Source organism: Trichocoleus sp. FACHB-40 (genome assembly GCF_014695915.1).
Classification (GTDB): Bacteria; Cyanobacteriota; Cyanobacteriia; order Cyanobacteriales; family FACHB-T130; genus Funiculus; species Funiculus sociatus.
On sequence record NZ_JACJPF010000103.1, the window covers coordinates 17319 to 41322 of the forward strand.

Here is a 24004-nt window from a genome sequence, read left to right on the forward strand (position 1 = left end):
GCTTCAAAACTCCAAAGGGAACTGAGAGTGATCGCGTACTTCAATCAATCTATATTCTGGAAAGTCAGCGATAAAATGCTTCCGAGTGCGTCGCCAAACTGCGGTAGCAACTCCTTTCGACTCAATTACTATTTTTTCTCCACTAGGTAAGACACAAACAAAATCAGCGACGTACTTACCTATTACCTTTCCTGAATTTGATTTTAGCTGAAAAGTATGCTGAAGGAAGAGGTTAGTTATAACCCCTTTGTCATGCAACCTTTTCAATTGCGAATAGGTGTCCCGCTCCAACTTGCTAGGAAATTTAAACCCATCTTCTTCACATGAGCAAGCGTGAAATTTATGTCCCATTTTGCCCTCCAGAATTAAATGCTTCGAGTAATTGCGCTTTATTCATACCAGGGCTAACCCCTGGACTGTAAAGCATTTGAATAAGAACCTTGTCAATCTCAGCATATTTTGTTGAGTCAGTCCAGCCAGCATAAAATATGCTTTCTGCGTATCTATCAGAATCCTTCATCAGCCCCAAAGCTTGAGTTAGCTCCTCACGGATAAGGTGAGAGCGTTCCTTCTGGGTGATTCCAACTGTAGAAATTAAAACTCTTGACTTATAGATGACATCATCCTTCCAGCCAACCCAACAGAAGCCATAGTTTGACGGCTTATAATTTGGCTCGTACTTAGCAAATTGTGAAACCGGAACAAAATAAATTTCCAGGCTGGGATTCTGCTCCACAAGTTTTATTTCAATAGAAGAGATTAAGCTGTTAAGCTCACGATTCACCACCTGTAAAGTCTTCCGGTCTTCAGGTGTCGGCGAACCAATAACCTTAATCCTTATATCGCTCTCCCATTTCTTAATCGTGGGGCTGGCACCTTCGTACTCACTCCCCATAGCGACTTCCAGAAAATAATCGATCGTTTCCTTTCCTCTACTTTTCGCTTGGGGTTTGTTGGTTGATTGCGGCACTGGATAAAGATAAAGCCCTGCAATCACACCAACCCAAAACAGCTTTTCTATTCCAGGCACTTTCATCTGGGTTGTGGTTCCGATTCTAAAAAAGCGTATATTCCAAATTAATGAACTCGTTTTTGAGTTCTTGTAATGCTTCTACCTGCTCTTCGGTTAAGGGGACGATCCTATCCCCTTTTAAATAAGCCACTCGGTAAGTTGTATCAACTCCTTCTAAATCCTCAATCTGGATATCCGATCCAGATTCTCTATACTTACTCGCTTGTACAACATACTCGTCAAAGACCGAAGCTAAAAGTGTTCCAGCAAACACAGTTACTCCTAGTGCAGGATTGAGCAAATAAATAACGCCCATACCAACAGTGCTTGTAGCTAACGATAAATTTGAATCTCTAGATAGCCTCTTCCACTCTTTAACCGTGATTGTCCCTCTAAGGTAAGCATCGTAAGCGTTGCTCAATGGTAGTTTCATTATTGTCCCCTCATTTTTTTAATCCAATTCCGTCAAGAACTAAATGGGAAGCGCTGCCCATAATCAAACCTATCCAGAGGGATAGGAAGATAGCGGAGTTGCTTTCAATTAACCCGAATCCCCACACCAGGGCATCCTTTGGCGTGGGCAGTGAAACGACTACGGAAAGCAAGCCGAATAAAACGCAATAAATTAGCAGCAGCATTAAAGCTAAATAAATTAATTGCAAAGTTACTCCCACAACGTAAGTGTGGGAAATCCAACTCCGGTGCTTTACAGCTTTCCGGTACGGGAACCAAATCACTCGGAACCAACCCCACCGCTTCAGGGGATTCGACACCGCAGGATAGCAATCCAAATCGGGGGAAAGTAGCCAGCCGCCAATTAGATATCCGGCTGTAATGGCGGCTGGGTAAAGAGCGTCACGACTTCCTTCGGCGCAGGTGGTAATAACCCCAACAAACCAAACAACGTGTCCGGTGTAAGCGGTGACGATATCGTGAGTCTTCCCTGATGCCACTAGCGAACCTCCTGTCCACGGCGGCGGTAGAAATTCAGATAGAACTCAACCCGCTGGTTGTAAATTTTTCTCAGAGCTGAGAGCGATCGCGGATTCTGCCTATAGGTATTGCATGGCAGAGATGCCCAGACCCCCCCGACCTTACAGATCGCTCTATCAAATCGCCCCGCCCTTACATCCCTTAATGCCCGTTTCTCCCTAATCAACTCAATGGCAAACTTATCCTGAGACTTCGGGCTAAAATCCCTCAGCTTCAGCTTTGCGGCAATCCTCGACCAGGTGATATCTAATGCCTGATATCGCCCCGCTGCCGTAGAGCAAACACGCTTTCCACCTATGATTCCGCACTCCAACTTTCTTGGGTGCCTAGCAAAATTTTTAACCTTACCGCGAAAAACAATTCTTCTGTAGCCTTCAGGGTCAACAGTTCCGACCTCGGCGGTGGCGAGAGTATCTAGGAAGGCTTGTTCCCTGATAACCTCCATGCGAGTAGGTGGGGAACTCAATTTTGGTGTGAGGATTTCCGCACGTTCTAGAACTACTAGCAGCTTTGGCGCGGTGTTGAAAAATAGCCAGCCTGCTGCCGCCAAGCAAACGCCACTTACAATCTGATATCGATTAGGAAGGTGTTTTTTGAGCGTCATTTGCCCTTACCCTCCAAAATCGCCGTTAGCAAGTTGACGCTGGGGGTATAGTAGCGGCGGCGGCCGCCTTTGATATTTGCTATTTCAACATGGCTATGCGGCCCGGTTGCCTTGCCCATATTGGGCTGTGTAGTGGCACCCCCCATGCCGATTTCCTGACCTATCCTCACCTTCCCCGGTTTGATAGATGAGTGCGCGTGCATAATTTGCACCATCCAACCATCGGGCGATGTAACCCGCATTACCAGACCACCGCCACCAGAGTTGGCGGGACGGAGAACCTTTAGGGTGCCGTCAAACGGGGAATAAATGGGGTGCGGCATCCTTGGGCAGACCAAATCAATACCGTTATGCCACCGAGCCAAGCCGCTCACCGGATGCCGGAACCGGAACCGCTTGATATCGGTAATATTGCAGCCGCTCACTCGGATTTTGCGGGAGTTGACAAGCTTCCCTGATAGCAGGTGTTTAATCTTGCCAGGTTCACTTTTAATTTGCTGCTGTTGGCGTTTCTCCTGGTTGGGCAGTAGCCGGAAAATAGTGATGGTATCCGGAGCTGAGATCCAAATTGTCCCCAGCGATCCAACTGCCATAAGCGCCATAAGTGCTACTAATGCAGACCCGCGCCGATAAGCTTTTCTGGGGTCGGATGCGACCACCGGGGGAATCGCCGCGCCCTTGACCTTCTTCCCTGCGAAACTCCCAATTAATCCTTCTATTTGTTGCTCAAAAAGTTCAGCGGAAGTTAAAGGTTTTTGTTCAGAGGAAGGAAGGGAAACAGCGGAAGTTTTTTGAGGTTTAGCCTGCTTACCAAACAGGGATTTGATTAATCCCTCCCGTTTTTCGGTGTTGTATCTTTTATAAATTGCCTGATAGCGCTGTTCTGGAGTCAGAGAATCTTCGGCTTCCCTCAGCCGTTTCAAATCGGTTCTGTTCACTTCTGTCTCCTCTTGCCTTGAGTATCGAATCTCAGTTCCAGAGATTTTGGGGAGGTCGCAGACTTGACTTTCTTCTTATCAACAACGCAACCTTTCCCAATCACAGATTCAAATTCTTTGTAGGATGCTTTCGCATTAATCAGCTGATTCACCCGCATCCATTCAGATAAAGTAAGGCTTGATTTACATTTACCCTTTGGTTGCGGCCGTATATTGTTCGCGGCATAAACCAACGATTTCGGCATCTTCTCAGGAACAAAGACTAAGCCGAGAATTGCAACCAACCCAAAGCCGACAAGCTTGTCGTACAGGCGAAATTTAATCATGGGTTATTAAACTTCCCCTTCATGTTTTCCCCTGCCCTTCGTGCCTCCTCTATCTCGCTGCTGTAAGCGTTTGAGTGCGCTGGTTCATCGCCAGAGGAGCGCCACATCATAAAACCGCCAATCAAACCACAAACGATGATTCCCAGCAGGAAAGCGATTATTAATTTGAGTTGATAAAGCGCCTCTTTGCTCGAATCATCCTCTTTGGGAGTGGGAACAGTTGTATAGGTTGCCTCTAGTGTCCCAGGCTGTTCAACAGTTCCCAAATATTCTGGGAAAGCTTGCTTTAAAAGCCCAATTGTCCCAAACATATGCTGCATACTCAGGTTTTGGCGCTGGCGCTTCATCGCCTCTCTTGCCATCTCGTTTCTGGAGTCGATTTGGTCTTGCAAAGACTGCACCATGCTGCAAGCGGCACGGGCAACGATTTCATCTGGTTCAATATCAATGTCGCGACTTTTATCTGTAGGCATTGTTTAATCCTCCAAAAATTCATTGAGACAAAAACTTATGCGATCGCCTTCTCCGTCACATTTGCCATATCCCCAGTTCTCTAGGGTGGTGAAACAAAGGCGAATGTCTTGCGGCGTGAGCGATTCAGTAGCCTTTTTGTTCGCCATTTGAACGTCACGAGCCTTAATTGATCTCTTTCTGGCCTGAGCAACGGACAGAATCGCGTCCAGGTGCGGCGGCATTTGACATTCCAAATTTGTCCGCGCCTGCCGCATCTCCAACTCCGCTTTGAGCAAGGCTTCAAGAGGCAACTCAGCGACAGGCGCGGGGATTTCAGACTGAGGTAATGGCTGCTGGGATGACTTCTGAAGCACCTCTGCTGGAATCTCCGCGCCAGCCAACATCTGACTGTATTCAGGCAGCAGCGAGTAACCACCCATCCCGGAGGCTTTCATCAACACGCCTTGCCCACTAGACAGACAATATTCTTTAATCGCGGGGAGCTGGGACTTTAAGCGATCGCGTACTTCCGGATCATCAATAATTGCCGCGTTCCGGAATAGAACATTAGTAATCGCGGCAAACCCGGAAGACTCATCCTCCCGGAAGTAGCTATCGCCTTGCTCTTGACCCTTTGCCTTCTCTCTTCCATAGAAATAGAGAATGATGCTCTTGCGTACCTCAGCGTCGTCGATTCCCAAAGCTTTGAGGTTGGGGCTTTGGGTGAAGACTGCCAGCTTCACGCCCAAACTGCGCCCTACGGTGACGACGTACTGAATCAGATCATCAAACTTCTTCAGGAGTTTCGCATCATAAGTTGATATGAGCTTGCGGACTCCGAAATGGTCATCGATCACAAACCAAGCTGGCTGCTCAACCCGTAGCTTTTCAATGGTTGATTCGGGCAAGGACTGACGCTCTTCAACCATCCGCATGGCCCTTTCAAGAAACTTAATTGCCTCTTGCACGTTGCTCATACCAACAGTTGTAACGACCCCAGGAATCTCCTCTAGTCCGTTCCAGTCGTCGCCTTTAGTTTCTAGAATCTCGACAAGAGCGCCTGGAACATTGCGGAACAGCTTGCCTAACTCATAGCGGAGGTGGGTGCTTTTGCCTGTGCCGCTGGGAGCGATGCCGTAGACGCTGCGGGGACTGCCAAATAAATTTTCCTCAGACTGAAGAGGTGGGCGGGAACTTGGCAGCTCAGGTGTAATGTTCGCAGCTTGGGGCGTAATGTTCGGAGCTTGAGGCAGTGGCACCTGGCGTTGAATTGAAGAAGTTTGAACTTGGGGATTAGGCGTTGGGGATTGGGGATTGGATATTGGAGTTTGGGAATTCAGCATTTCATCCCTGATGGTGTCGTAGAGCGATGGGCGATCTGAAGGATAGGGCTGAATAGGTGCGACGGGCGTGGGTGTTGGTTCCTCTGGCATTGGTCGCTGACTGGCTTTGGGCGGCAACAGAATATCAACCGAACCCCAGACAACTAAGCTGATACTGGCAAACCACAGCAACCCAGAAAAATCATTAGCTTTCGGCTTGGTGAAATCATTGCTCTTGGGTGGCGTAGAAGCGATCGCGCCCAGCGCAATTACAAAAGCCAGAATAAATTTTGCTATTCCCACACCCATGATTATTTCCCAAAGTAGTCAAGTAGTTGTCTCGTAAGCTCCTCGAAGGAAGCGGAATCAGTAATCTGCCGGGGGATGCGTAGTTCGCTTAATGCCATCCATCGCTTGAGTAAAGCTGTCGGATTCAATTCAACTGCAAAAGATGCTTCCTGGTAACGGCTCAAGTCAGCGCTGACAATTTCCAGAAGCGCCAGGGCCACGCGATCGCGTTTGGTGAGTTTCACCATCACAGTTTCACTGTCTGAGGAAGCGATCGCCTTCGACAGCTTTTTGAATGCCCGTGCTGTGAGGAAATCCGCACAAGCATCCGCTGTTCTCACGGATAACTTCTCATAGCAATCGGTGCCAGGAGTCTTGGGGTCGTTCTTCACCTGTTCGCGCAGACTCGTTGCGTGATTGAGTTCGTTCTGCCACAGCAGCCCCATCGCCGCCGCGTTTGGCTTCCAGGTGTAGTCAAACTCTGCAACTTCCTGAACAAACAACACCCTGGCACCGTGTTCTGCCTCCCAAAGTTTCTCTCCCTCGCTTGGAGCATTGCGGAGTGAGGTCAACAGGAACGCGATTCCAATCCCAAGCACGAACAAACCCAAAAGCCCTGCCACCACAATCAGGCGCTTTCGATATTCAGATAAAAGTCTCCATTGCTGCAAATACATGGTGTTTAGTTGAGGTGTTTGGTGGCTGAATACCTTGATCTGGAAGCTTTTCGCGCTTCAACAGCGCAACAGTTAAACAGCTTCAACAAGGCAACAGGTAGAGCGGATCGTAAGCGTAATCATCAGTAGGACTGGCGGCTAGGGCTGCGGTCACGGTGTCGGCCGCCCTGGAGATAACCCCTTCTGCGATCGCAATCCAGACTCGCGCCTCGCAGAAAACTTCTTTGATAAAGCGCTGTAGTGGTGAAGGGCGATGTGCGACTAGATTAGGCTGATTGTGCGTCGGAGCATCAGCCCAGATTTTCCGGTAGTGCATGGTAAATAGTTGGTAATGTTTCCCTGGTACGTCAGTAGCTCGGTTGTGTCTTGTAGAGTGACCGAGCGTGTCTCTGTTGAATCCTTTGGTAGCTCTGCTGTATCTTCAACAGCGCTACTATGTATCTCGCTCCTATCCCGCCTTCTTTTCCCACAGTGAAGAGGATGGGTTATAGAGGGGATTGATAAATACTTCTTCCTCATCGTCGTCTTCGCCCAACTCTCTCGGCGGACTTGGAACCGCGACAGGTTTAGAAGCCCGGACTGGAGAATTTGTTCTCTCTACTGCTTTGACTTGCGGAGAACCGCCAAGAAGTAGAGCGTTTAAATCAACAGCGCCGCTATTGATAGCATCCTCGGCGATTTTGAGCATTAAATTCAGAATCTGGTTTTTCCCGTGCGGGGTATGCCAGCCCAGCTTGTCAGCCAGCGCTTCAACTCTGTGATAGTTCTCCTGCCAGACCCTACATTTCACCGTTTCTTTACTTGCCATTGATCTCTCCCTTAGTAACGGGTGCAGTGAAGGGCCGCACCCGTTTTTATTAATGACCTATTAACTTCAATCACCACCTCGGTGTCTGAACCTGGATGTGTTCTTTAACATCTCATCCTCAAGCACTTTTAGGTAATTCAGGAGAACCTTGTCTCTTGGCTTTGTATTCGACAAGCACAGCCCTAAAATCCCCACAATGGTTGCAATATGGCGAGATTCAGCCGACCCTTTGCTACAGCCAGGGCTAATGTCCCCCGATAGATTTATCAAACGACTCGAAATTTGTTCCCGTTTCATTACCTAATTACTCCTGAATCAGTCCTTTCTCTATCGCATAAATCCGCAGCCCTTCAACGTCCGCCCTCTGTGGATCGTGGGGATGTTGCAAGCGCAGAATTAAGGGATCTTCTTTCTCGTAGTGGTGGCTGGTTCCGCCCAACAGGGTGATAAACGCCACAGAAGGACGTTGTTTTTTAGATAGGACTTCGTTCCTCATAGAGTCAATAGAAGACTCCCACTGCTCACGGCATGAGGGGAAAATGTCGCCAAATTTAATCCCGCATCCACCTTCTCCATAAACAAACTGCGGATCTGGAGATGAGAAAGCGTCAACTAAAACAGTAGAGTCACAATCACCGCCAACCCGCTGCCGCAGCCTCGGATCTGATTTAATATTTTCCGCCAGCCCCACAGCGCCGGAGTCCTCAAAAACTCGGACTTTCAGAATCTCGCCTTGAGCATCCTGAACACAGACTATAGCGGTGTTCATCCCAGTATCTTGGGACACATACAAAGCCTTTGAGTACATCTTGCCGAACAAGTTTTGCGCTCGGCAGTAATAGAAACCATAAGCACCCTCTTGGAAAATCTGGATTTGTTCCTCTGGGTTAGTCCAATTGAGTTGAACATCCACAACTCCAGCCTTCCGGTGCAGCCGAATTTTATGCTTTCCCGCCAATGCTTGACGGTAAATGTCTCCATGTAAATCTGGGTGCGGCAACATCGACAGCACAACACCCGCTATTTCGCAGTTCTTAACTCCGGGCGGAATGTTAGTTGATAGGGATGCAAACGCCAACCACGGGGCAATCCGCGAAGAAAACTTATCTGAATTTCTCGCGAATGTTCGGATGGTATCGGTGCCGAGATTTTTAACTTGCTCCCCTATGAGTCGGACTTGTCCATGCAGATCAGGGTTTGAACTCTCCGACACTTCGACCAAGTACGTGTGATCGTCCAGCTTAGGCGCATTCGTAGAGGGCCAAGGGCGAATTATGCTGGGGAAAATTGCCTGCTGCTTCTGCTCTGGAGTCGCTTCTTCGCCGAGAGCAATTTTAGTAAAGCCATGCCCAGGCGCGAATACTAAGTTTTGTCTGATTTCTTTGGTGGTTGCCATGATGGGTTCGTATCGTGCTATTAAGTGAGCGGTGGTAGCTACTGAATGGTCTTTAAAAGTCGGCTCAACAAGCCGACTAGGTGAAAATTATTTTGTTGATTGAACTAGGGTCTTCGTGGGTGTTCGCCGCTCTTATCTGGCGAACTTGTCCCCGTGCCGTCGATGTGTTTTGCGGTGAAGGTGAACCCAGCTAAATGAAATACCGGAAGTAGTAGAGTCAGAATTGCAAAGAAAACACTAAACATTTTTTTCTCCTACATCTGCCCCCAAGGGAGGGCAGATGATTAGTCACTTAGAGTTGGTCTGGGTCTAAGTCTTCGTCATCCTCCTTTTCATCCGTCTCATCCTCGTCGCCTGGATCTACGTCAAGTCCAGTGGTGTTTAGCTCATCGATTTTCATAGGTTCCTTTTGTTTGCTCTCGACACACTGACAATAAAAAACCCCGACTAGCGGGGTCAAGAAAAGCTTCACCATTGGTCTATATGTCTCACCACTATTCACCATTAATGAACAAATCACGATCACGGTCTTTTGCCTGCTGCAACTTGAAACCGAGGTCGGGGTAAGCGTCTTCAATTACGCTTAGAGCATAATGAATCTTAAGGAGTAGCTTCGCCAGTACAGGAATATCAACAAGCCCAATCCCCCACTTCCTCTCAATGGTCGAACTGCTGTAAGCACCAAACAGCAACCGATGCAGCAGGTTAGCATAGTTTCTTCTAGCTCCCCATTCCTCCGGGCAAAGCCAAGAATACCGAGCGCAGTAAGAGGCTGGATTTATTTCTGGTAGACTTAGAATTACTTTCGCTAGTTCAAAATTTCTACGTTTTCCCATCGTTCACCATTTACTCTAATGTTTCACCATCATTCACCATAAATACTTGATAGCACCAAATCAAGCTACAGTGGTGAAAAACGGTGAACATATGGCGAAAGAGGGAAGGAAAGATCCAGAAGATAGAATCACAATCGACCTTAGAGGCTGGCGACCAACATTAAAAAAGTGGGCGAAAGACCCAGCTCAATCTATCGGCTCGTTGATCCGGAACGCGATCGCTACAGCAACTGAACTATGGGAGGCGATTGAAAATCTGGGGCTGCCCAGCCCTAAGCCCGGAAAGATGGAGGAATGGCTCAGGCAATTGTCCCACCGAGAGATGACCGAAATATCTCTGCAAGAGTTGATCGACACCAAAGGGAGCCTCAGCTTCATTGCTGAACAAGCCTTCCTTCCAGTAGAGCGAATAATTGAGATTAGAAATGCAGACGGCGAACACCCAACACCCGAAGAAATCATCGGACTCGCCAGAGCATTAGGCTTAAAGCCCGACATCGTAGAAAAGCTTGGACACAAACACTATCACCATCAGGAGAAGCAAGAAAATGGATGCTAACTTTTTCATATCTCGGTGCCAGCAAGAAATTTCATCCGAAAACGAGTTAGTGCTTTACGCTCAGGATAAATTACACGCACTCGGCTTAAGGCGTTGCTGGCAGCAAGTAGCTCAATGGGGGAAGGAAAAATCCCAGGAACTAGAACAAGAATTTGACACGGTAGTAGTGCGATGGAATGGAGACGGAGGAAGCCCTCACGAAATTCCAGTGAGATATGCCCAAACCCAAGAAGCAGGCGAGGCAGGCTCTAAAAAGAGCGCAATCATAGAGTTAAAGGATTCCGGCTCTATAATTCAAACTTCTCAAATAGAACTACTAGAGTTTGCCGCCGAGGAAGAATCTAACGGAAATATAGTTATTTTGACCTGGCACACAAAATCCCAGCATCCAAACAGATGCTTCTTCACTTCAGACAACCTAAACGCCAAAAGAGCTGGTAGTAGCAAAGATGGCGAACAGTGGACACCTTCCAAATTTCATAATTACGATTACTTGAAGTCTTGGCGGGGTGCCGATCCTACGATGAAGAAGTTTGATTCCCTCTGCAACCGCTTGGAGCAAGGAGAAGTCGTAAATGATTTTGAATATGAGCTAGTGCGTCCTTCTGATAATGCCGTGGTGCGTTATTGGACAAAGTACATTTTATTCACAAATAAATTTGGGGAGCAAATTCGCGGTGGCATCTCCAAACCAGCAGCCTACGATGTATTGAGAGAAGCCCCAGTCCTTTAAAACACAGTAATACAGAAAATAAGAACCCTGCCTTTGAGCAGGGTTCTTATTTTACTGAAAGCATCTTTAGTCAAATAAGACTACGGAAACGCGATCTTATTTCACAGTTCATGCGGAAATCCGCAGAAGCAATTAACAACCACTGGAGAAGAGAATTATAGTCCGATGAGTCCAGCAGAAATAATCGCCTATTTACACAAGCTGAAAGACATAAAAGAGCAACCAGATGATGGTTCTCGTCTAGTTTCAGAATTGCAGAGCAATCCAAGACCCGTGCCGTTGAACCCAGACCATCCTGTCTTGTTGGAAGCTACTAAATACTTGGGCTGGATGTTATGCAAGCCGCTACCGCCGCAGTGGGATTACTGGCACTGCATAACAGACGAAGGTGGGGTTGTTCCCATCATTTTGGAGGGACTGCTAAGAGCAATGGAAGCTAAACATACGCCTGAGAAGAATTGAGAAAGAGAATAATAATGAATCGTAGAGTTCGCAAAAGAATCAAAAGTGTGACAGTAGAGACAATGGCAGTTAGTTGCGCCTTCGGCTTTATGACTCTATTAATCCAGCCAAAATACCCAAGCAAAGGTATGTTACTAGGCTTCGGCTTCGGACTGTGCTGTGGCATCAAATTTACTGAAGATTAAAGATAATAAAACCAAACAAAAAAACCGCTGCTTATTACTGCGCAGCGGTTTTTTTGTTTGCCTGAAATCAATCTCTCGATCAAGAATTTCCCAACCTGTAAAACCATCTGACTGCAAGGATTTGAACTGTCAGACCTTTCTTTTTGGCAACCCGCCAAAACTGGGCGCTTAAAGGAAAATCACTGGACAATTTTCCTAATGTTGTGTTTTGCCCCAATTTGTGAACCAATGCCTGATCATTAATTTTTAAACCGCGATTCAAAAATTATAAATTTGTGCGCCTGCAAAACGATTATCCCGTAAGGCTTTCATCCATTTTAAGAGCCATTTTGTGCGCCTGTAAAATTACCATCTTCCAGGAAATAGTCACTATCCCCTGGAATTGATAGAGTTGCTGTCCGTCCATGCCGAAATAATAAAACCCCACCAAGGGGCAGGGTCTATACATCCTATTGATTATTTGACAGATCCACAGGTAGCCTAGCTAGTTCTCCTAGCTACTCTCCGGTAAACGTCAATAAGATTATATATTTACTTTTCTCCTTGCTTCTAAACTCCTAAACAAACAAAGAAAATGCTTTATCTTTTAAATTGCTTATAACTTAAAAACTGTAGTACCAACTTAACTTATATAGTCAATATCCGAGTCAGATTCGCCAAACTATTTGTCATATTCAAGCATTATTGAGAATTAATCTTATACCTAAAATCGCAACCCTTTGCACTATGAGCGTTTCATGATTCGCCAAACTATTTGTCATTGACATGACATGATTTGCCAAACTATTTGTCTAATAGAAATAATTCTCAAGAGGCTAAAAGCCTTGCATCACAACACTTCCCGGCAAATCCCAGCACTTCCCACATTCGCCAATCTATCTGTCCCTCCATACTGGTTGCCGTCCATTTAGCAGCATCTTCCTGTAAAGCACACCAGGAAACTAATGCCACCTGAGAGTCCAAGCTTGGAGGAAGGTGGAAGAATCGAACTCCTACGGTTATTAGCCGCACCACGGTGTTCAAGACCGCTTGCCGTCCACTCGGCGGCACCTTCCTTGAGGGTGTCTGACGGGACTCAAACCCGCTATGGCTTGCCTCACAAGCAAGCGCCGCGATCGCTTTGGCTTCAGACACCATCATGGAGTCAAGGAGAATCGAACTCCTGACCTCTTGCGTGCGAAACAAGCGCTCTACCAATTGAGCTATGACCCCTAAATTTGGTGGATACTCGTCAGAATCGAACTGACATCTTTCTACTTGCAAGGTAGACGCTCTGCCAATTGAGCTACAGACCCGTGTTTTGTTTTGTTGAATGCGATCGCATTCTCGCGTGCAAGTTAAAAGAGCAATTTACGTTTTCTCAGTTACTAGAGGGACTCCGCCGATGAGTTGTTACACACTCTTTAAAGGATGGCTACCTTTAAGCCAACCTGCCGGGTTCTTCGCACTCCTCGTTTACAAACGCCCACTGTCTTAGAACAGCGTTACTTTTCCTTTCGTACTAAAGTATGTAGGCTCTAAAGATTGGGTCACGCAAGATGCGATGCGTTAGCGAAGCATGCCGTTAGGCTTATCGCATATCTCGTTCAATTAATTACAGAAGAAGGCAACCTCCTTTTATCTTGTTTTCAACAGGAGTAGTAGGACTTGAACCCACAACCTCGGAGGTAGAAGCTCCTTGCTCTATCCATTGAGCTACACTCCCATGATTGGTAGTCCTGACAGGGCTTGAACCTGTGACATCCTCTTTGTAAGAGAGGCACTCTCCCGACTGAGCTACAGGACTACGTAAGCGAGTGGAGGGACTCGAACCCTCGCGCTGAGTGTGGCGCACTCAGATGCTAGCCGCTACATCACACCCGCATATTTGAAAGAGCGGATAACGGGACTCGTTCGCGGAGCGTTCTCGAAGAGTACCCGTATCGTGAGTTTGGAAGACTCAGATGCTAGCCATTGCACCATATCCGCTTGAGAGCAGGAGGCGAGATTTGCACTCGCAAGAAGGCTTTACAAGAGCCTCATGTTGCTGTTACATCACACCTGCATTATTCAAAGAGCAGACGGCGGGGATTGAACCCACATCGAGGACTTACCATGCCCTTGTGTTGCCACTTACACCACATCTGCACCGAAGCAGGCGGCGAGAGTCGTTCGCGAAGCGTTCCCGAAGGGTACTCGCATCAGAAGATTACGAAACTTCTATGCTTGCCATTGCACCACACCTGCATTTTGGTGGCGGGGGCAGGAGTTGAACCTGCTGATAAGAGGCTTATGAGACCTCCAAGCCTACCCTGGCTACTTCACCCGCATCGCACCAATACCCCTGACTGGGCTTGAACCAGTAACCTCCGCATTCTAAGTGCGGCACCTCTTCCGATTGGGCTACAGGGGCATATCGGGATGGCAGGATTTGAACCTGCGACTCCATGCTCCCAAAGCATGGCTTCTAGCCGCTGAATTACATCCCGTTAATACTCCTGGCTGGGCTTGAACCAGCAACGCGCAAGGTTTAAGCTTGCTGCCTCTTCCGATTGGGCTACAGGAGCATTACTTAGCTGCTCTAATCAAAACGAGAGAGCAGAACTGGGGAGGCAGGAATCGAACCTACGAAATCCTGAGTCAAAATCAGGTGGCTTTGCCAACGTCGCCTACTCCCCAATGAATGGCTGCCGGGGTAGGGCTTGAACCTACATGACTTCCGCTTCAGGGGCGGAGGACTTTACCAATTCGTCTACCCGGCATTGAAAAATGGGAAGAGTGGGAGTTGAACCCACGTCTCTTGCTTTTCAGGCAAGTGCTAAAACCATCTCAGCTATCTCCCCTTAAAAGACGACCTTTGTACCTTGCAGCTTCCGCTATAAGAACTTGATCATGTTTACTGTGTTCAATCCTGTGACAGTTAGAACAAAGTAGCTCACACTTATCAAGTTCCTGCTTGATTAGCTCCCACTTACGATTGGCTACATTTCCAATAGCAAAGTCCTTGCTATTGGGATCTAGGTGGTGGAACTCATAAGCTGGAAGCGCTCCTTCCCAACCGCAGCGCTGACATTTGCCGCCGAGGTACTGTACTGCCGCTGACTTAGCCAAGTAACGCCTGATTTTAGTGCAGCAGGATTGGCACCGTCGTCGTCTTCGGGCGGTTGTACAGCGCCCACAAATCGAACAGTAATGCTCAATTGGTGGCTTTTTTGCGAGAACAAGTTTCCTTGTATTGCGACTGCCAAACGGTGAACAGTCCAAGCAATACTTCCGCCGTTGAAGGTTGTGTTGTTTACCGTCAATGACGATTTTGACAGGAAACTGCTTTTCGCAATACAGACAGGTAGGCATAATTCCAGGTAGTCTTAAATGGTAAAACCCAAATAGCTTACCATTTAAGCTACTGAGGAAAGTTTCAAAGCGGAGAGGACAGGATTTGAACCTGCGTTAGGTAAAACCTAATCAGACTTTCCAAGCCTGCGCCTTAAGCCACTCGACCACCTCTCCAAGTTGACGAGAGCGGAGGGACTTGAACCCCCACGTCTTCGGTTTCGTAGACCGAGATTTTATCCAGTTAAACTACGCTCTCATTTGTTGTCAGGAAAACAGTCATTTGACTGCACTGCCCCGGCAGGAATCGAACCCGCGATCATCGAGTTAACAGCTCGCTGCTTTACCACTCAGCTACAGGGCATTAGTAGTGCTGACGGGATTTGAAGTGAGCAAATCACTTGATTGAAAGTCAAGCGGCTTAAACCATTTGCCTACAGCACTATGAAAGGCGCGGGGACTGAGATTTGAACTCAGATCATCGATTTTGGAGATCGAGATGTTGCCGTTACACCATCCCCACATACGGTTTGAACTTTGAATCCAAAGTCTAAAATCCAAAATCCAGAATCGAATGGGTCGGGCAGGATTTGCACCTGCAACCAAAAAAGGACGATTTTACAGACCGTTGCCCCACAAACTAATAGGCGGGCCGACCCAGGTAAAAAGGCGGAGAGGACAGGACTCGAACCTGCAATGGGTTGCCCCAAACTGATTTAGCAAACCAGCGCTTTGACCATTCAGCCACCTCTCCAGATAGCCCCAGGGAGATTTGAACTCCTCGTCTCTGCCTTGAGGGGGCAGCGTCCTAAACCACTAGACGATGAGGCTTTGAGTTTGAGTAGGAGTAGTAGGACTTGAACCTACGACTAGCCTCTTATGAGAAGGCTGCTCTACCAACTGAGCTATACTCCCTTGATGGCAGTGGGAGTAGCAGGACTCGAACCTGCAACCATACGGTTAAGAGCCGCCTGCTCTGCCAATTGAGCTATACTCCCTTTGAGAGGTCGAGGTGGGATTTGAACCCACGCAAAAGAGTTTTGCAGACTCCCCCCTTAAGCCACTTGGGTACTCGACCTTAATGGTTCGGATAATTTATCCTCTGCAAAGAGGCACAGATACTAAATTGTCCGATAGCCCCAACGGGGTTTGAACCCGTATTACAGTATTGAAAGCACTGTGTCCTAGCCGCTTAGACGATGGGGCCATGTGGTGAGAGCAACCAGATTTTCACTGTCCGAATTGCTGCTGAACGAGGCTGACGGGTCTCGATCCCGCGACCTTCGGCGTGACAAGCCGATGCTCTCCCAACTGAGCTACAGCCCCATAATTTCAGCAGCATTTCAGCAAATACTCTCACTACAATCGTGTTACATCTCAGGAATGTGGGGGCATTGCTTGCTAGGCTTTTCCCCCACTTGAGATGTCTGTGCTTCATTAAAAATGCACAGTATAAATCGTTAAATGGGTGATTTATTATTCAGTTTTCAAGGTTCAGAAAAAAGACTGTAATTGGTTACAAACACAACCGCCTTTCTAGGTGATAAATCTGTTGAATATTACGCCTAGATTCAGCAATTTTGGTTTGAATTAGGTGTGTATTATCCGCTTTTTCCATGTCTACTTCAGGTTTTTTGGAAGTAGGCTGATGCGGCAATTCAAAGGATTCTGGCGGATGCCAGCCTTTATTAATTCGTTCAATGTAGAGTAGCACCATGACTCTTTGGGGTTAGAGGTTTTTGTCTCTTCTCTCTTTCAATATATTTATACTACATAAATACTACATAAAGTGTCAAGGGTTTGGGGAAAGTTTTTTTTGAGAATTTCCCTGGGATATAAAAAATAACCAGAAGCCTTGCCAAAACAGGGTTTTACGGCTGATAACCGGGCAAGTCATCTATATATATGTAGCTGTAGTACGTGCTGAAGGATGGGGGAGAGCGATCGCATATCTTGCACTCAGGCTGGCGAATAGAATTCCCGCCTATACAAACAAAACCTGTATAGGCAGGTTTCAAAAGCAGATGAGGAGTGGGCGATCGCATATGTTGCACTAAGGCTGGTGAAGAGAATTCGCGCCTATACTGACAAAACCTACCGAAGGCAGGTTTCAAAAGCAGATGAGGAGTGGGCGATCGCATATGTTGCACTAAGGCTAGAGAATACAATTCGCGCCTATACAAACAAAACCTGTATAGGCAGGTTTCAAAAATCCGCGCAGGCGGAGGCAAGTTTGTGTAGCTGCAATTTCTAATCGCCAAGGCTGCACAATATGCGATCGCGCTACACGACAGCAGCTAGTCGCCGATGAGGAGTGGGGATCTGGCCTGTCATCTTGCGGTGAGGCTGACGAATGGAATTCGCGCCTATACGAGACTTAACCTGCCTTCGCAGGTTTCACAAGTCCGCGCAGGCGGACTTGGTTTGTTTAGCCGCGATTTCTAATCGCTAGGGCTGCTATTTAAAAATTACAGACGTTAGAACTCAGTTGCTAATGGGAATACGGTAGTGGTATAGAAGTAGTGATAAATCTACTTTCACCCCCTACTGTACAAGGCTTTGAGCATTGAATATCACTACCTGTTTACCACTACCGGGAATACTTAGTTTGATGGGTTATTTACGGAGAATAATCATGAGATCCCTTCAAACAGCAGTTTTGTCTACAATTGCAACCTTAACAAGTGGAATTTTTTTACCCCTACAGTCTCAAGCAACAGTTCCGTTGCAACAGCAGCTTGTAGCTCAAGTCAGTATTGTAGATGTAATTCGTGATCTAGATGGCAACGCATATATTTTGGGTGCAGATGATCAGAAGTTGGGTGTGGTTTCAAGTAACCAACGTGCAGCTATGTCAATTTGCAACCAGTATGGAAGTTATGGCAGCCGCTATTCTGCAAGCAGTGTATGGAATAAATACGGACAGTATGGTAGCCCTTATTCCACTATGGGTGCTTATAATGCTCGTGGAAATAAACCTCCCCTAATCGTGTTTGAAGGAGGGGCGTTTATCTTGAGTAAGAATCCTAACATGGCTAACCGAATAGATCCAGACGATCTGTTCGCTGTTCTATGTAGATAGTAGAAGACATAACGCCTTTTGCCAAGAAAAAGGCGCACCGCAGTGCGCCCCTACAGTTACCTCAAGGAGGAGGTACAAGCTTGAGCATCTTGCCAGAGTTTGAAGAGGAAGAATTCAGTGCGATCGCTTAATGCAGCTACAAACACACCTTCGCCATTCTCCCCATCTCCCTCGATCCAAGTTCCATTCAGACAGACTTCGATGTAATCGGCATCGCAAGCACACACGCCGATGATTTCAGAACCTTCCCGCTGTACCAGAGTTGCTAATTGTTCTACTTCTGGCAAAGTAGCGGGGAGCAAAAACGAAGCAGTGCTGGGTTCGATGGAGATACTTGTGCCAACTCGCAGCGCCAAAACAACCCGTAGTGTTACCCACTCCTCTAAGGATTGAGCCAGACATTCCAAGTAAAATCCATTTTCGGTGTATGTTAATTTCAACATTGCCTGGTATCTCCTTTACTCAGAGTGAGTGTGCTGTTCGCGCCAAAACTGTTCGGCAAAGGCAACAGCAGGGTGCATGGGTGCTTTTGGCTGGGTACGAAGTGGCATTCCCGCTTGTAGGGGAGTGCGATCGCCTTTACGTTGGTTACACTTTTCGCAGGCTATAACTACGTTATCCCAAGTGTGTTTTCCGCCTTTTGATAAGGGAATGACGTGATCTATCGTCAACTGTTTCGTGTTACCGCAGTATTGACAGGTGTGATGATCTCGCCGCAGCAATTCTCTACGATTTACTGGGGGAACCCGCCAGACTCTCTCTGCGCCAGTCACCGTCAAGCGGATTTGTTCTGGCACATCGATAACTATGCTGGGCGATCGCACTTGCCAACCGGCTGCATCGCTAAAATTTAGCGGTTCGGCTTTACCGCTGATCATCAATGCGATCGCTCGTTTAATATTCACCCGGCTCATCGGTAAGTAATTCTGGGAAAATACCACTACCGACCTATTTAACACCTCAGTTGCGCTTGTCACGACTTGGCTCCTCATACAATTAACCCCCGCCTCTTTTTCTTAGAAGCGGGGGCTGGAAAACTGCTCTTGGGTCTTCTCGTCCTATATAGGTACAGTCACTTTTTGCCTGTACCTCCCGCTTTGTTTATTTATCTGTGGTTCTGCAAACCGCAGGCTACCACCATTTTTGCCATCCAAATTTTTTTCATCAATCCCGCAGGAATCTCCCTGTAAGCCATAATCGCCCATAAATCGAAGCTCCACGACAATAGCCGCCGATTCCCAACTTGTTTGGGCGTTCGGATGGCAGGTTGACATGGAGCGGGTAGGTATGTGTCTCACAGGAAAGCTTTTTGAAGGTTTTAATTTGAATGTGACTTTCAATATACTACACTTGTATTACTATGTCCACATCTTTAGGAGAAAAAATCATGCGTACCTTACCACGCACCTCGACAACAGAAATGGAAGTCACCAGCATACGCCTAGAAAGGGAACTCAAGGAAGAACTCAAAGAACTCGCAGGACATCAAGGATATCAAGCGTTGATTCGAGATATCCTCTGGAACTACGTGCAGCAAAAATCCGATGAGTATAAACCCAAATTTTCCCGGTCTGATATTCGAGCCAGCGTTCCCGCCACAGCCCAGCAGGAAGAACGCTGTGTACTGACAGGCAAGTTTATCCGACAGCATGAGCCAATGCTGTTAGGATACACAACACACGGGGATTTGGTGCCGTTAAGTGCCGAGAGTTTAGGATCGAGATAGGCTTTCATTTGGTTCAAGCAGCTACATAAAAAAAGCGATCGCGCTTTTCCCCAATACAAAGGAAAAAGTGCGATCGCTTCAAAAAGGAAGTTGAAGGTTGGAAGGTTACAGGTTATAACCTCCAATCCTCCATTTTCTAACCTTCAATCTTCTAGCTTAAACATCCTGTTCGCTCAAATCGCGAGTCATGTGGTCAAACGGCTGATCTACAAATCCAGTATTTTCCACCCCAGCCGCTGCTACCTGCTGCTTCACAATATCCTTCATTATCTGGATACCGCGCACAGTCGGGCCAATAGGCACACCCAAGGAATTGTAGGTTTCCCGCAGACCTTGTAGCACTCGCTCATCCAGCACATTCGTATCACCAGCGACCAACGCATAGCTGGCATAGCGCAGATAATAGTCCATATCCCGCAGACAAGCCGCATAACGGCGAGTCGTATAAGCATTTCCACCGGGTCGAATCAACTCCGGCAATTCTTCAAATAGCTGGGAACCAGCTTGCTTGACAATCGATGCTGAATTGGCATTGATTGCCGCAGCCGCTTGGACTCGTGCCGTACCTGTCTGAAAATAAGACTTCAGCGAATCGACGGCATTACGATCCAGGTAACGACCCGAAACATCGTAATTCTTAATCAGGTTTGTGATTGCGTCCCGCATGATATTACTCTCCCAACAACAAGCTCTATAGATGATTTTCTATCACTCAGGGTGCTGTTGCCTACCCACTACCAACGTTGTAGTTTACAACACCCAACACTTCCCTGAGCATATTCTCATCTATTAAGCATCCCACAGTGTTGATGCGTGCGGTGCTTTCTTAGTGGGCAACTTTTGGAAGAGAGCAACTGCGATATGCCAGCGACCTTGTGCTGCTGTTTGGAGACTGGGAAGCTTGCGATCGCACTTTCCGACCCCCCACTGCTTTCAACCAACCGACATTCATACATGCTGTTGGCACCAATGTCAATTCTTCTGGATAGCGTGGTTGAGGATCATTAACCAACCAGATTGGTGGCACCATCATCGGGTCATATTCCGCAATAATATCTACAACCCCAGGACGCTGCTTTAGCTCTACCCGCGTTCCCGATTGATACTGTAGTGCTTCTTGCTGGTCAAAATCCTGATTTATTTTAAACACCACGCTTCCCCCCGCCTAAAAAGTAGCTTTTGATACCGATTAATTATAATTATGATGCGCATAAGATATATTTGTAAATTTTGCTACAATTTTTAACTTTTTTCAAATTAGTTGCAAATCAGGACTCGTAAATTTGTATAGTACGATACAAAACATCCCGAAACCTATCTTTAGGATGTTTCAGTACAAGCATTGCCTTTTGTCTGAAAATTGGTTGCCCTCGCTCCAAGTTTCCCCTTGACTTGGCGATCCACCACCCCTGATGATCGTTAGACCGTTTTTTTTGGCTTTCCAGATTTGAGCCAGCATAGAAATTAAGGAGTCCGCCAAATGTTCCAGAACCCGCAAGAGTTCCTGAATTACGTTAAAGAAAAAAACATCCAGATCATTGACCTAAAGTTCATCGATATGCCGGGTATCTGGCAGCATTTGTCGGTGTACCAAAACCAAATCGATGAAAGCAGCTTCACCGAAGGCGTACCTTTCGATGGCTCAAGTATTCGAGGTTGGAAAGCCATCAACGAATCAGACATGGCAATGGTGCTTGATCCAACAACTGCCTGGATCGACCCATTCATGGCAGAGCCGACTTTGAGCGTAGTCTGTAGCATTGTCGAACCCCGGACAGGCGAACCATACAGCCGCGACCCCCGCACGATTGCCCAGAAAGCAGTAGATTACTTAATTTCTACCGGAATTGGCGATACCGTCTTCATCGGCCCAGAAGCTGAATTTTTCATTTTTGATGATGTTCGCTTTGACCAAAACCAGCATGAAGGCTATTACCACATAGATTCCATCGAAGGTCGTTGGAATTCTGGTAAAAAAGAAGAAGGTGGCAACCTCGGTTACAAGCCTCGCTACAAAGAAGGTTACTTCCCCGTTGCCCCGACCGATACCTCCCAAGATATGCGGACGGAAATGCTGCTGACGATGGCCAAGTGCGGCGTGCCAATTGAAAAGCATCATCATGAGGTTGCTTCGGGCGGTCAGTGCGAACTCGGTTTCCGCTTTGAAACTTTGATCAAGGCAGCTGACTCTTTGATGACGTATAAGTATGTGATCAAGAACGTTGCGAGGAAATATGGCAAAACCGTCACCTTCATGCCGAAGCCAGTATTTAACGATAACGGTTCCGGGATGCACACCCACCAGTCTATCTGGAAAGATGGGCAACCTCTGTTTGCAGGCGATAAGTACGCTGGTTTGAGTCAAATGGCGCTGCATTACATCGGTGGCTTGCTCAAGCACGCACCCGCACTGTTGGCGTTGACTAATCCCACAACCAATTCTTACAAGCGCCTAGTCCCCGGCTTTGAAGCACCCGTAAACTTGGCTTACTCGCAAGGCAACCGTTCCGCCTCCATCCGGATTCCTCTGTCTGGCACCAATCCCAAGGCGAAGCGCTTAGAGTTCCGTTGTCCGGATGCCACCAGCAATCCCTATTTGGCTTTTGCTGCTATGCTCTGTGCTGGTCTAGATGGTATCAAGAACCAAATTGACCCCGGCCCTTCCCTGGATGTTGATATCTACGACCTCAGCCCCGAAGAGTTGAGCAAAATTCCTTCTACCCCAGGTTCTCTGGATGCAGCACTCGAAGCACTAGAACACGATCACGCTTTCTTAACTGAACCGGGTGTGTTCACAGAAGACTTCATCAATACCTGGATTTCTTACAAGCTGGATAACGAAGTTAACCCAATGCGGTTGCGTCCTCATCCTTACGAGTTCGCCCTCTACTACGATTGCTAATTTTCTCGTTCTCGTTTCCAGTCTCCGACCGGGAACGAGAAAACCAAATCTAAATCGCCACTCTGACGGGTGGCGCTTTTTTTTGCTGTCTCACTAACGACAGATGGAAACTGAAAAAACTGAGCTACGATAAAAAATGTGTCTTTACAAAACTAAATAAACCTTCTCATCGTTTTATACTCATCCCAAGTTAGAAAGCGCAAATCTTCAATCGCTATGCAGTCCACCTCCAAAATTGACCAATTAATTCCCATTCCTGACAATCTCGCCAAGCTGACCTATCAAACTTTTCAGCAGGGAAAAAGTTACTTTGGTCTAGCTCATAAAGCCTTAACTACACAGCTGCTGAACCTAATCTCTCCTCGTGTTGAGATAAAAAGTAAACCTGTTCCGCCAGAAGTTATACCCAAACTTCAACAACGGATGAATCAGATTATCGAAGCAGACTGGCAGGATGCCGAACGGGGCGTATATCCCCAGAGTGTGCTGTTTGATAATCCTTGGTCAGATTTTTTCCGCTACTATCCCGTGCTTTGCCTGGATACGCTGCAAATTTGGCAGCGCGCAAATCAGAAGCGTTATCAAGAGTTTTCGCCAGACATTGCGATGGATGGTTATCCTAGCTACTATCTGCAAAACTTCCATCATCAAACTGATGGCTACTTGAGCGATTGGTCAGCAAATCTGTATGATTTGCAGGTGGAAATTTTGTTTGGTGGCACGGCAGATCCGATGCGGCGGCGCATTCTCGCTCCGTTGAAGCAAGCACTGAAAGCTTTTGATTCGACTCCACCACAACAAATTCGCATCCTTGATGTGGCTTGCGGAACGGGTCGCACTTTGAAGTTAATTCGTGATGCTCTGCCGAAGGCATCCCTGTTTGGTGTAGATTTGTCGCCTGCTTACTTGCGTAAGGCAAATCAACTGTTGACGGAAAATCAAGGGGAATTGCCGCAACTGTTACAGGCGAATGGGGAAGAGTTACCTTATGTGGATAACTATTTCCATGCGACAACGTCTGTTTTCTTGTTCCACGAGTTGCCAGGGGCGGCGCGTCAGCGGGTGATTGAGGAATCGTTCCGGGTAACGCAACCGGGAGGAGTGTTTATTATTTGCGACTCGATTCAGATGAGCGATTCTCCGGAATTGAAGCCACTGATGGAAAATTTTCACGAAATGTTCCACGAGCCGTATTACAAGCACTACATCACTGATGATTTGGTGGAACGGTTGGATAAGGCTGGGTTCACGGATATTACCACTGAGGTTCACTTTATGAGCAAGTATTTGATCGCGAGAAAGCCACTGGTATAACGATAGTCTCGCACTATGGTTGTCTCCTGGGGACGCGATCGCTTCCTTCTCTAGCGTTCCCAGGCTCATCCTGGGA

At 47.2% G+C, this 24004-nt stretch carries 32 protein-coding genes and 29 tRNA genes; 8 read left to right on the forward strand and 53 right to left on the reverse strand.

Annotated features, from left to right (window positions below; genetic code table 11):
* Positions 1 to 3: 3 nt before the first annotated feature.
* From H6F63_RS24525 to H6F63_RS24595, 15 genes are all read right to left on the reverse strand, one after another.
* Positions 4 to 351 carry a DUF1064 domain-containing protein gene (locus tag H6F63_RS24525; RefSeq protein WP_190639982.1) on the reverse strand — a complete coding sequence of 116 codons (348 nt, stop codon included), beginning with the start codon at positions 349 to 351 and terminating at the stop codon, positions 4 to 6.
* The gene (locus tag H6F63_RS24530; RefSeq protein WP_206755847.1) at positions 341 to 1030 is read right to left on the reverse strand and encodes a DUF2927 domain-containing protein; all 690 of its coding nucleotides are present in this window, start codon (positions 1028 to 1030) and stop codon (positions 341 to 343) included. The genes H6F63_RS24525 and H6F63_RS24530 overlap by 11 nt, the downstream gene beginning before the upstream one ends.
* 25 nt (positions 1031 to 1055) lie before the next feature.
* A complete protein-coding gene (locus H6F63_RS24535) occupies positions 1056 to 1445 on the reverse strand; it encodes a hypothetical protein (protein WP_190639984.1) in 390 nt (129 codons plus the stop codon).
* Positions 1446 to 1455: 10 nt separating this feature from the next.
* The gene (locus tag H6F63_RS24540; RefSeq protein WP_190639985.1) at positions 1456 to 1965 is read right to left on the reverse strand and encodes a DUF2227 family putative metal-binding protein; all 510 of its coding nucleotides are present in this window, start codon (positions 1963 to 1965) and stop codon (positions 1456 to 1458) included.
* A complete protein-coding gene (locus H6F63_RS24545; RefSeq protein WP_190639986.1) occupies positions 1965 to 2609 on the reverse strand; it encodes a glycoside hydrolase family 104 protein in 645 nt (214 codons plus the stop codon). The genes H6F63_RS24540 and H6F63_RS24545 overlap by 1 nt, the downstream gene beginning before the upstream one ends.
* The gene (locus tag H6F63_RS31185) at positions 2606 to 3547 is read right to left on the reverse strand and encodes a M23 family metallopeptidase (RefSeq protein ID WP_190639987.1); all 942 of its coding nucleotides are present in this window, start codon (positions 3545 to 3547) and stop codon (positions 2606 to 2608) included. The genes H6F63_RS24545 and H6F63_RS31185 overlap by 4 nt, the downstream gene beginning before the upstream one ends.
* Positions 3544 to 3873 (reverse strand): hypothetical protein, encoded by a 330-nt coding sequence (locus H6F63_RS24555; RefSeq protein ID WP_190639988.1) that lies wholly within the window; start codon positions 3871 to 3873, stop codon positions 3544 to 3546. The genes H6F63_RS31185 and H6F63_RS24555 overlap by 4 nt, the downstream gene beginning before the upstream one ends.
* Positions 3870 to 4346 (reverse strand): hypothetical protein, encoded by a 477-nt coding sequence (locus tag H6F63_RS24560; RefSeq protein WP_190639989.1) that lies wholly within the window; start codon positions 4344 to 4346, stop codon positions 3870 to 3872. The genes H6F63_RS24555 and H6F63_RS24560 overlap by 4 nt, the downstream gene beginning before the upstream one ends.
* Before the next feature lie 3 nt (positions 4347 to 4349).
* The gene (locus tag H6F63_RS24565; protein WP_190639990.1) at positions 4350 to 5957 is read right to left on the reverse strand and encodes a hypothetical protein; all 1608 of its coding nucleotides are present in this window, start codon (positions 5955 to 5957) and stop codon (positions 4350 to 4352) included.
* A gap of 2 nt (positions 5958 to 5959) precedes the next feature.
* Entirely contained in the window at positions 5960 to 6613 is a 654-nt protein-coding gene (locus tag H6F63_RS24570; RefSeq protein WP_190639991.1) for a hypothetical protein, read from the reverse strand.
* A gap of 82 nt (positions 6614 to 6695) precedes the next feature.
* Entirely contained in the window at positions 6696 to 6929 is a 234-nt protein-coding gene (locus H6F63_RS24575; protein WP_190639992.1) for a hypothetical protein, read from the reverse strand.
* 132 nt (positions 6930 to 7061) lie between these two features.
* Complete coding sequence (locus H6F63_RS24580; protein ID WP_190639993.1) at positions 7062 to 7421, reverse strand: hypothetical protein; 360 nt, start codon at positions 7419 to 7421, stop codon at positions 7062 to 7064.
* 304 nt (positions 7422 to 7725) lie between these two features.
* Positions 7726 to 8817, reverse strand: coding sequence for a hypothetical protein (locus tag H6F63_RS24585; RefSeq protein WP_190639994.1), 1092 nt, complete (start codon positions 8815 to 8817; stop codon positions 7726 to 7728).
* Between the two features lie 104 nt (positions 8818 to 8921).
* Positions 8922 to 9062: a hypothetical protein gene (locus H6F63_RS24590; RefSeq protein ID WP_190639995.1), complete on the reverse strand. Its 141-nt coding sequence runs from the start codon at positions 9060 to 9062 to the stop codon at positions 8922 to 8924.
* A gap of 249 nt (positions 9063 to 9311) precedes the next feature.
* Positions 9312 to 9653 (reverse strand): hypothetical protein, encoded by a 342-nt coding sequence (locus H6F63_RS24595; RefSeq protein ID WP_190639996.1) that lies wholly within the window; start codon positions 9651 to 9653, stop codon positions 9312 to 9314.
* 46 nt (positions 9654 to 9699) lie between these two features.
* Here H6F63_RS24595 and H6F63_RS24600 point away from each other — a divergent pair, with 46 nt between their 5' ends.
* From H6F63_RS24600 to H6F63_RS24615, 4 genes are all read left to right on the forward strand, one after another.
* Positions 9700 to 10212 (forward strand): hypothetical protein, encoded by a 513-nt coding sequence (locus tag H6F63_RS24600; protein WP_190639997.1) that lies wholly within the window; start codon positions 9700 to 9702, stop codon positions 10210 to 10212.
* The gene (locus H6F63_RS24605; protein ID WP_190639998.1) at positions 10202 to 10945 is read left to right on the forward strand and encodes a hypothetical protein; all 744 of its coding nucleotides are present in this window, start codon (positions 10202 to 10204) and stop codon (positions 10943 to 10945) included. The genes H6F63_RS24600 and H6F63_RS24605 overlap by 11 nt, the downstream gene beginning before the upstream one ends.
* A 165-nt stretch (positions 10946 to 11110) precedes the next feature.
* On the forward strand, positions 11111 to 11407 hold the full coding sequence (locus tag H6F63_RS24610) for a hypothetical protein (RefSeq protein WP_190639999.1): 297 nt from the start codon (positions 11111 to 11113) through the stop codon (positions 11405 to 11407).
* A gap of 14 nt (positions 11408 to 11421) precedes the next feature.
* Positions 11422 to 11592, forward strand: coding sequence for a hypothetical protein (locus H6F63_RS24615; RefSeq protein ID WP_190640000.1), 171 nt, complete (start codon positions 11422 to 11424; stop codon positions 11590 to 11592).
* 807 nt (positions 11593 to 12399) lie between these two features.
* On the opposite strand, the gene H6F63_RS24620 is transcribed toward H6F63_RS24615, so the two are convergent.
* The 33 genes from H6F63_RS24620 to H6F63_RS24780 form a co-directional block, all read right to left on the reverse strand.
* Positions 12400 to 12543: a hypothetical protein gene (locus H6F63_RS24620; RefSeq protein ID WP_190640001.1), complete on the reverse strand. Its 144-nt coding sequence runs from the start codon at positions 12541 to 12543 to the stop codon at positions 12400 to 12402.
* Between the two features lie 15 nt (positions 12544 to 12558).
* A tRNA-OTHER gene (locus H6F63_RS24625) sits at positions 12559 to 12647 on the reverse strand.
* A gap of 84 nt (positions 12648 to 12731) precedes the next feature.
* Positions 12732 to 12804, reverse strand: a tRNA-Ala gene (locus tag H6F63_RS24630).
* Positions 12805 to 12810: 6 nt separating this feature from the next.
* A tRNA-Ala gene (locus H6F63_RS24635) sits at positions 12811 to 12887 on the reverse strand.
* Positions 12888 to 13224: 337 nt separating this feature from the next.
* Positions 13225 to 13297, reverse strand: a tRNA-Arg gene (locus tag H6F63_RS24640).
* Positions 13298 to 13302: 5 nt separating this feature from the next.
* Positions 13303 to 13378: transfer RNA gene (locus H6F63_RS24645), tRNA-Val, on the reverse strand.
* 5 nt (positions 13379 to 13383) lie between these two features.
* Positions 13384 to 13455: transfer RNA gene (locus H6F63_RS24650), tRNA-Gly, on the reverse strand.
* A gap of 11 nt (positions 13456 to 13466) precedes the next feature.
* Positions 13467 to 13560: transfer RNA gene (locus H6F63_RS24655), tRNA-Gly, on the reverse strand.
* A 5-nt stretch (positions 13561 to 13565) separates the two neighbouring features.
* Positions 13566 to 13636 (reverse strand) — tRNA-Thr (locus H6F63_RS24660).
* Between the two features lie 11 nt (positions 13637 to 13647).
* A tRNA-Thr gene (locus tag H6F63_RS24665) sits at positions 13648 to 13719 on the reverse strand.
* A gap of 5 nt (positions 13720 to 13724) precedes the next feature.
* Positions 13725 to 13818: transfer RNA gene (locus H6F63_RS24670), tRNA-Thr, on the reverse strand.
* 92 nt (positions 13819 to 13910) lie between these two features.
* A tRNA-Leu gene (locus H6F63_RS24675) sits at positions 13911 to 13984 on the reverse strand.
* 3 nt (positions 13985 to 13987) lie between these two features.
* Positions 13988 to 14060: transfer RNA gene (locus tag H6F63_RS24680), tRNA-Pro, on the reverse strand.
* Between the two features lie 4 nt (positions 14061 to 14064).
* Positions 14065 to 14138 (reverse strand) — tRNA-Leu (locus H6F63_RS24685).
* A 37-nt stretch (positions 14139 to 14175) separates the two neighbouring features.
* Positions 14176 to 14250: transfer RNA gene (locus H6F63_RS24690), tRNA-Gln, on the reverse strand.
* A gap of 5 nt (positions 14251 to 14255) precedes the next feature.
* Positions 14256 to 14333, reverse strand: a tRNA-Gln gene (locus H6F63_RS24695).
* An 8-nt stretch (positions 14334 to 14341) separates the two neighbouring features.
* Positions 14342 to 14414 (reverse strand) — tRNA-Phe (locus H6F63_RS24700).
* 174 nt (positions 14415 to 14588) lie between these two features.
* Positions 14589 to 14876 (reverse strand): hypothetical protein, encoded by a 288-nt coding sequence (locus H6F63_RS30215; RefSeq protein WP_242020095.1) that lies wholly within the window; start codon positions 14874 to 14876, stop codon positions 14589 to 14591.
* A gap of 119 nt (positions 14877 to 14995) precedes the next feature.
* Positions 14996 to 15081, reverse strand: a tRNA-Ser gene (locus H6F63_RS24710).
* Positions 15082 to 15088: 7 nt separating this feature from the next.
* Positions 15089 to 15163: transfer RNA gene (locus tag H6F63_RS24715), tRNA-Arg, on the reverse strand.
* A 33-nt stretch (positions 15164 to 15196) separates the two neighbouring features.
* A tRNA-Asn gene (locus H6F63_RS24720) sits at positions 15197 to 15268 on the reverse strand.
* 4 nt (positions 15269 to 15272) lie between these two features.
* A tRNA-Glu gene (locus tag H6F63_RS24725) sits at positions 15273 to 15348 on the reverse strand.
* Positions 15349 to 15356: 8 nt separating this feature from the next.
* Positions 15357 to 15427: transfer RNA gene (locus H6F63_RS24730), tRNA-Trp, on the reverse strand.
* Between the two features lie 52 nt (positions 15428 to 15479).
* Positions 15480 to 15563: transfer RNA gene (locus H6F63_RS24735), tRNA-Tyr, on the reverse strand.
* 11 nt (positions 15564 to 15574) lie between these two features.
* Positions 15575 to 15658: transfer RNA gene (locus H6F63_RS24740), tRNA-Ser, on the reverse strand.
* A gap of 3 nt (positions 15659 to 15661) precedes the next feature.
* Positions 15662 to 15735: transfer RNA gene (locus H6F63_RS24745), tRNA-Glu, on the reverse strand.
* 11 nt (positions 15736 to 15746) lie between these two features.
* Positions 15747 to 15819 (reverse strand) — tRNA-Met (locus H6F63_RS24750).
* A gap of 10 nt (positions 15820 to 15829) precedes the next feature.
* Positions 15830 to 15902: transfer RNA gene (locus tag H6F63_RS24755), tRNA-Lys, on the reverse strand.
* Between the two features lie 6 nt (positions 15903 to 15908).
* Positions 15909 to 15982 (reverse strand) — tRNA-Cys (locus tag H6F63_RS24760).
* Between the two features lie 56 nt (positions 15983 to 16038).
* Positions 16039 to 16111 (reverse strand) — tRNA-Glu (locus H6F63_RS24765).
* 46 nt (positions 16112 to 16157) lie between these two features.
* Positions 16158 to 16230: transfer RNA gene (locus tag H6F63_RS24770), tRNA-Asp, on the reverse strand.
* A 190-nt stretch (positions 16231 to 16420) separates the two neighbouring features.
* Positions 16421 to 16621, reverse strand: coding sequence for a hypothetical protein (locus H6F63_RS24775; protein ID WP_190640002.1), 201 nt, complete (start codon positions 16619 to 16621; stop codon positions 16421 to 16423).
* Positions 16622 to 16775: 154 nt separating this feature from the next.
* Positions 16776 to 17087 carry a hypothetical protein gene (locus tag H6F63_RS24780; RefSeq protein ID WP_190640003.1) on the reverse strand — a complete coding sequence of 104 codons (312 nt, stop codon included), beginning with the start codon at positions 17085 to 17087 and terminating at the stop codon, positions 16776 to 16778.
* A 452-nt stretch (positions 17088 to 17539) separates the two neighbouring features.
* On the opposite strand from H6F63_RS24780, the gene H6F63_RS24785 reads away from it, so the two are divergent.
* Positions 17540 to 17986, forward strand: coding sequence for a hypothetical protein (locus H6F63_RS24785; RefSeq protein WP_190640004.1), 447 nt, complete (start codon positions 17540 to 17542; stop codon positions 17984 to 17986).
* Positions 17987 to 18042: 56 nt separating this feature from the next.
* Here H6F63_RS24785 and H6F63_RS24790 read toward each other — a convergent pair whose 3' ends face one another.
* The 3 genes from H6F63_RS24790 to H6F63_RS24800 form a co-directional block, all read right to left on the reverse strand.
* On the reverse strand, positions 18043 to 18429 hold the full coding sequence (locus tag H6F63_RS24790; RefSeq protein ID WP_190640005.1) for an alr0857 family protein: 387 nt from the start codon (positions 18427 to 18429) through the stop codon (positions 18043 to 18045).
* Between the two features lie 15 nt (positions 18430 to 18444).
* Positions 18445 to 18963, reverse strand: a complete 519-nt coding sequence (locus tag H6F63_RS24795; RefSeq protein WP_190418289.1) for an HNH endonuclease — start codon at positions 18961 to 18963, stop codon at positions 18445 to 18447.
* Positions 18964 to 19044: 81 nt separating this feature from the next.
* Entirely contained in the window at positions 19045 to 19260 is a 216-nt protein-coding gene (locus tag H6F63_RS24800; protein WP_190640006.1) for a hypothetical protein, read from the reverse strand.
* A 113-nt stretch (positions 19261 to 19373) separates the two neighbouring features.
* Here H6F63_RS24800 and H6F63_RS24805 point away from each other — a divergent pair, with 113 nt between their 5' ends.
* On the forward strand, positions 19374 to 19712 hold the full coding sequence (locus H6F63_RS24805) for a hypothetical protein (protein WP_190438194.1): 339 nt from the start codon (positions 19374 to 19376) through the stop codon (positions 19710 to 19712).
* 156 nt (positions 19713 to 19868) lie between these two features.
* On the opposite strand, the gene apcB is transcribed toward H6F63_RS24805, so the two are convergent.
* Together apcB and H6F63_RS24815 are read right to left on the reverse strand one after the other, a co-directional pair.
* Complete coding sequence (gene apcB / locus H6F63_RS24810; RefSeq protein WP_190418295.1) at positions 19869 to 20378, reverse strand: allophycocyanin subunit beta; 510 nt, start codon at positions 20376 to 20378, stop codon at positions 19869 to 19871.
* Between the two features lie 160 nt (positions 20379 to 20538).
* On the reverse strand, positions 20539 to 20862 hold the full coding sequence (locus H6F63_RS24815) for a hypothetical protein (RefSeq protein ID WP_190640081.1): 324 nt from the start codon (positions 20860 to 20862) through the stop codon (positions 20539 to 20541).
* 330 nt (positions 20863 to 21192) lie between these two features.
* Here H6F63_RS24815 and glnA point away from each other — a divergent pair, with 330 nt between their 5' ends.
* Positions 21193 to 22614: a type I glutamate--ammonia ligase gene (gene glnA / locus H6F63_RS24820; protein WP_190438200.1), complete on the forward strand. Its 1422-nt coding sequence runs from the start codon at positions 21193 to 21195 to the stop codon at positions 22612 to 22614.
* Positions 22615 to 22866: 252 nt separating this feature from the next.
* Positions 22867 to 23928, forward strand: a complete 1062-nt coding sequence (locus tag H6F63_RS24825) for a methyltransferase domain-containing protein (RefSeq protein ID WP_190640075.1) — start codon at positions 22867 to 22869, stop codon at positions 23926 to 23928.
* Positions 23929 to 24004: the final 76 nt, after the last annotated feature.

What these genes read in the sequence shown, in the direction of transcription:
- H6F63_RS24585 (WP_190639994.1), bottom strand. Translation starts at nt 8,817, where the DNA reads ATGGCAACCACCAAAGAAATCAGACAAAACTTAGTATTCGCGCCTGGG.
- H6F63_RS24595 (WP_190639996.1), bottom strand. Translation starts at nt 9,653, where the DNA reads ATGGGAAAACGTAGAAATTTTGAACTAGCGAAAGTAATTCTAAGTCTA.
- H6F63_RS24575 (WP_190639992.1), bottom strand. Translation starts at nt 6,929, where the DNA reads ATGCACTACCGGAAAATCTGGGCTGATGCTCCGACGCACAATCAGCCT.
- H6F63_RS24590 (WP_190639995.1), bottom strand. Translation starts at nt 9,062, where the DNA reads ATGTTTAGTGTTTTCTTTGCAATTCTGACTCTACTACTTCCGGTATTT.
- H6F63_RS24525 (WP_190639982.1), bottom strand. Translation starts at nt 351, where the DNA reads ATGGGACATAAATTTCACGCTTGCTCATGTGAAGAAGATGGGTTTAAA.
- apcB (WP_190418295.1), bottom strand. Translation starts at nt 20,378, where the DNA reads ATGCGGGACGCAATCACAAACCTGATTAAGAATTACGATGTTTCGGGT.
- H6F63_RS24610 (WP_190639999.1), top strand. Translation starts at nt 11,111, where the DNA reads ATGAGTCCAGCAGAAATAATCGCCTATTTACACAAGCTGAAAGACATA.
- H6F63_RS24615 (WP_190640000.1), top strand. Translation starts at nt 11,422, where the DNA reads ATGAATCGTAGAGTTCGCAAAAGAATCAAAAGTGTGACAGTAGAGACA.
- H6F63_RS24605 (WP_190639998.1), top strand. Translation starts at nt 10,202, where the DNA reads ATGGATGCTAACTTTTTCATATCTCGGTGCCAGCAAGAAATTTCATCC.
- H6F63_RS24560 (WP_190639989.1), bottom strand. Translation starts at nt 4,346, where the DNA reads ATGCCTACAGATAAAAGTCGCGACATTGATATTGAACCAGATGAAATC.
- H6F63_RS24805 (WP_190438194.1), top strand. Translation starts at nt 19,374, where the DNA reads ATGCGTACCTTACCACGCACCTCGACAACAGAAATGGAAGTCACCAGC.
- glnA (WP_190438200.1), top strand. Translation starts at nt 21,193, where the DNA reads ATGTTCCAGAACCCGCAAGAGTTCCTGAATTACGTTAAAGAAAAAAAC.
- H6F63_RS24775 (WP_190640002.1), bottom strand. Translation starts at nt 16,621, where the DNA reads ATGGTGCTACTCTACATTGAACGAATTAATAAAGGCTGGCATCCGCCA.
- H6F63_RS24790 (WP_190640005.1), bottom strand. Translation starts at nt 18,429, where the DNA reads ATGTTGAAATTAACATACACCGAAAATGGATTTTACTTGGAATGTCTG.
- H6F63_RS24545 (WP_190639986.1), bottom strand. Translation starts at nt 2,609, where the DNA reads ATGACGCTCAAAAAACACCTTCCTAATCGATATCAGATTGTAAGTGGC.
- H6F63_RS24555 (WP_190639988.1), bottom strand. Translation starts at nt 3,873, where the DNA reads ATGATTAAATTTCGCCTGTACGACAAGCTTGTCGGCTTTGGGTTGGTT.
- H6F63_RS24785 (WP_190640004.1), top strand. Translation starts at nt 17,540, where the DNA reads ATGAGATCCCTTCAAACAGCAGTTTTGTCTACAATTGCAACCTTAACA.
- H6F63_RS24800 (WP_190640006.1), bottom strand. Translation starts at nt 19,260, where the DNA reads ATGTCAACCTGCCATCCGAACGCCCAAACAAGTTGGGAATCGGCGGCT.
- H6F63_RS24570 (WP_190639991.1), bottom strand. Translation starts at nt 6,613, where the DNA reads ATGTATTTGCAGCAATGGAGACTTTTATCTGAATATCGAAAGCGCCTG.
- H6F63_RS24580 (WP_190639993.1), bottom strand. Translation starts at nt 7,421, where the DNA reads ATGGCAAGTAAAGAAACGGTGAAATGTAGGGTCTGGCAGGAGAACTAT.
- H6F63_RS24535 (WP_190639984.1), bottom strand. Translation starts at nt 1,445, where the DNA reads ATGAAACTACCATTGAGCAACGCTTACGATGCTTACCTTAGAGGGACA.
- H6F63_RS24565 (WP_190639990.1), bottom strand. Translation starts at nt 5,957, where the DNA reads ATGGGTGTGGGAATAGCAAAATTTATTCTGGCTTTTGTAATTGCGCTG.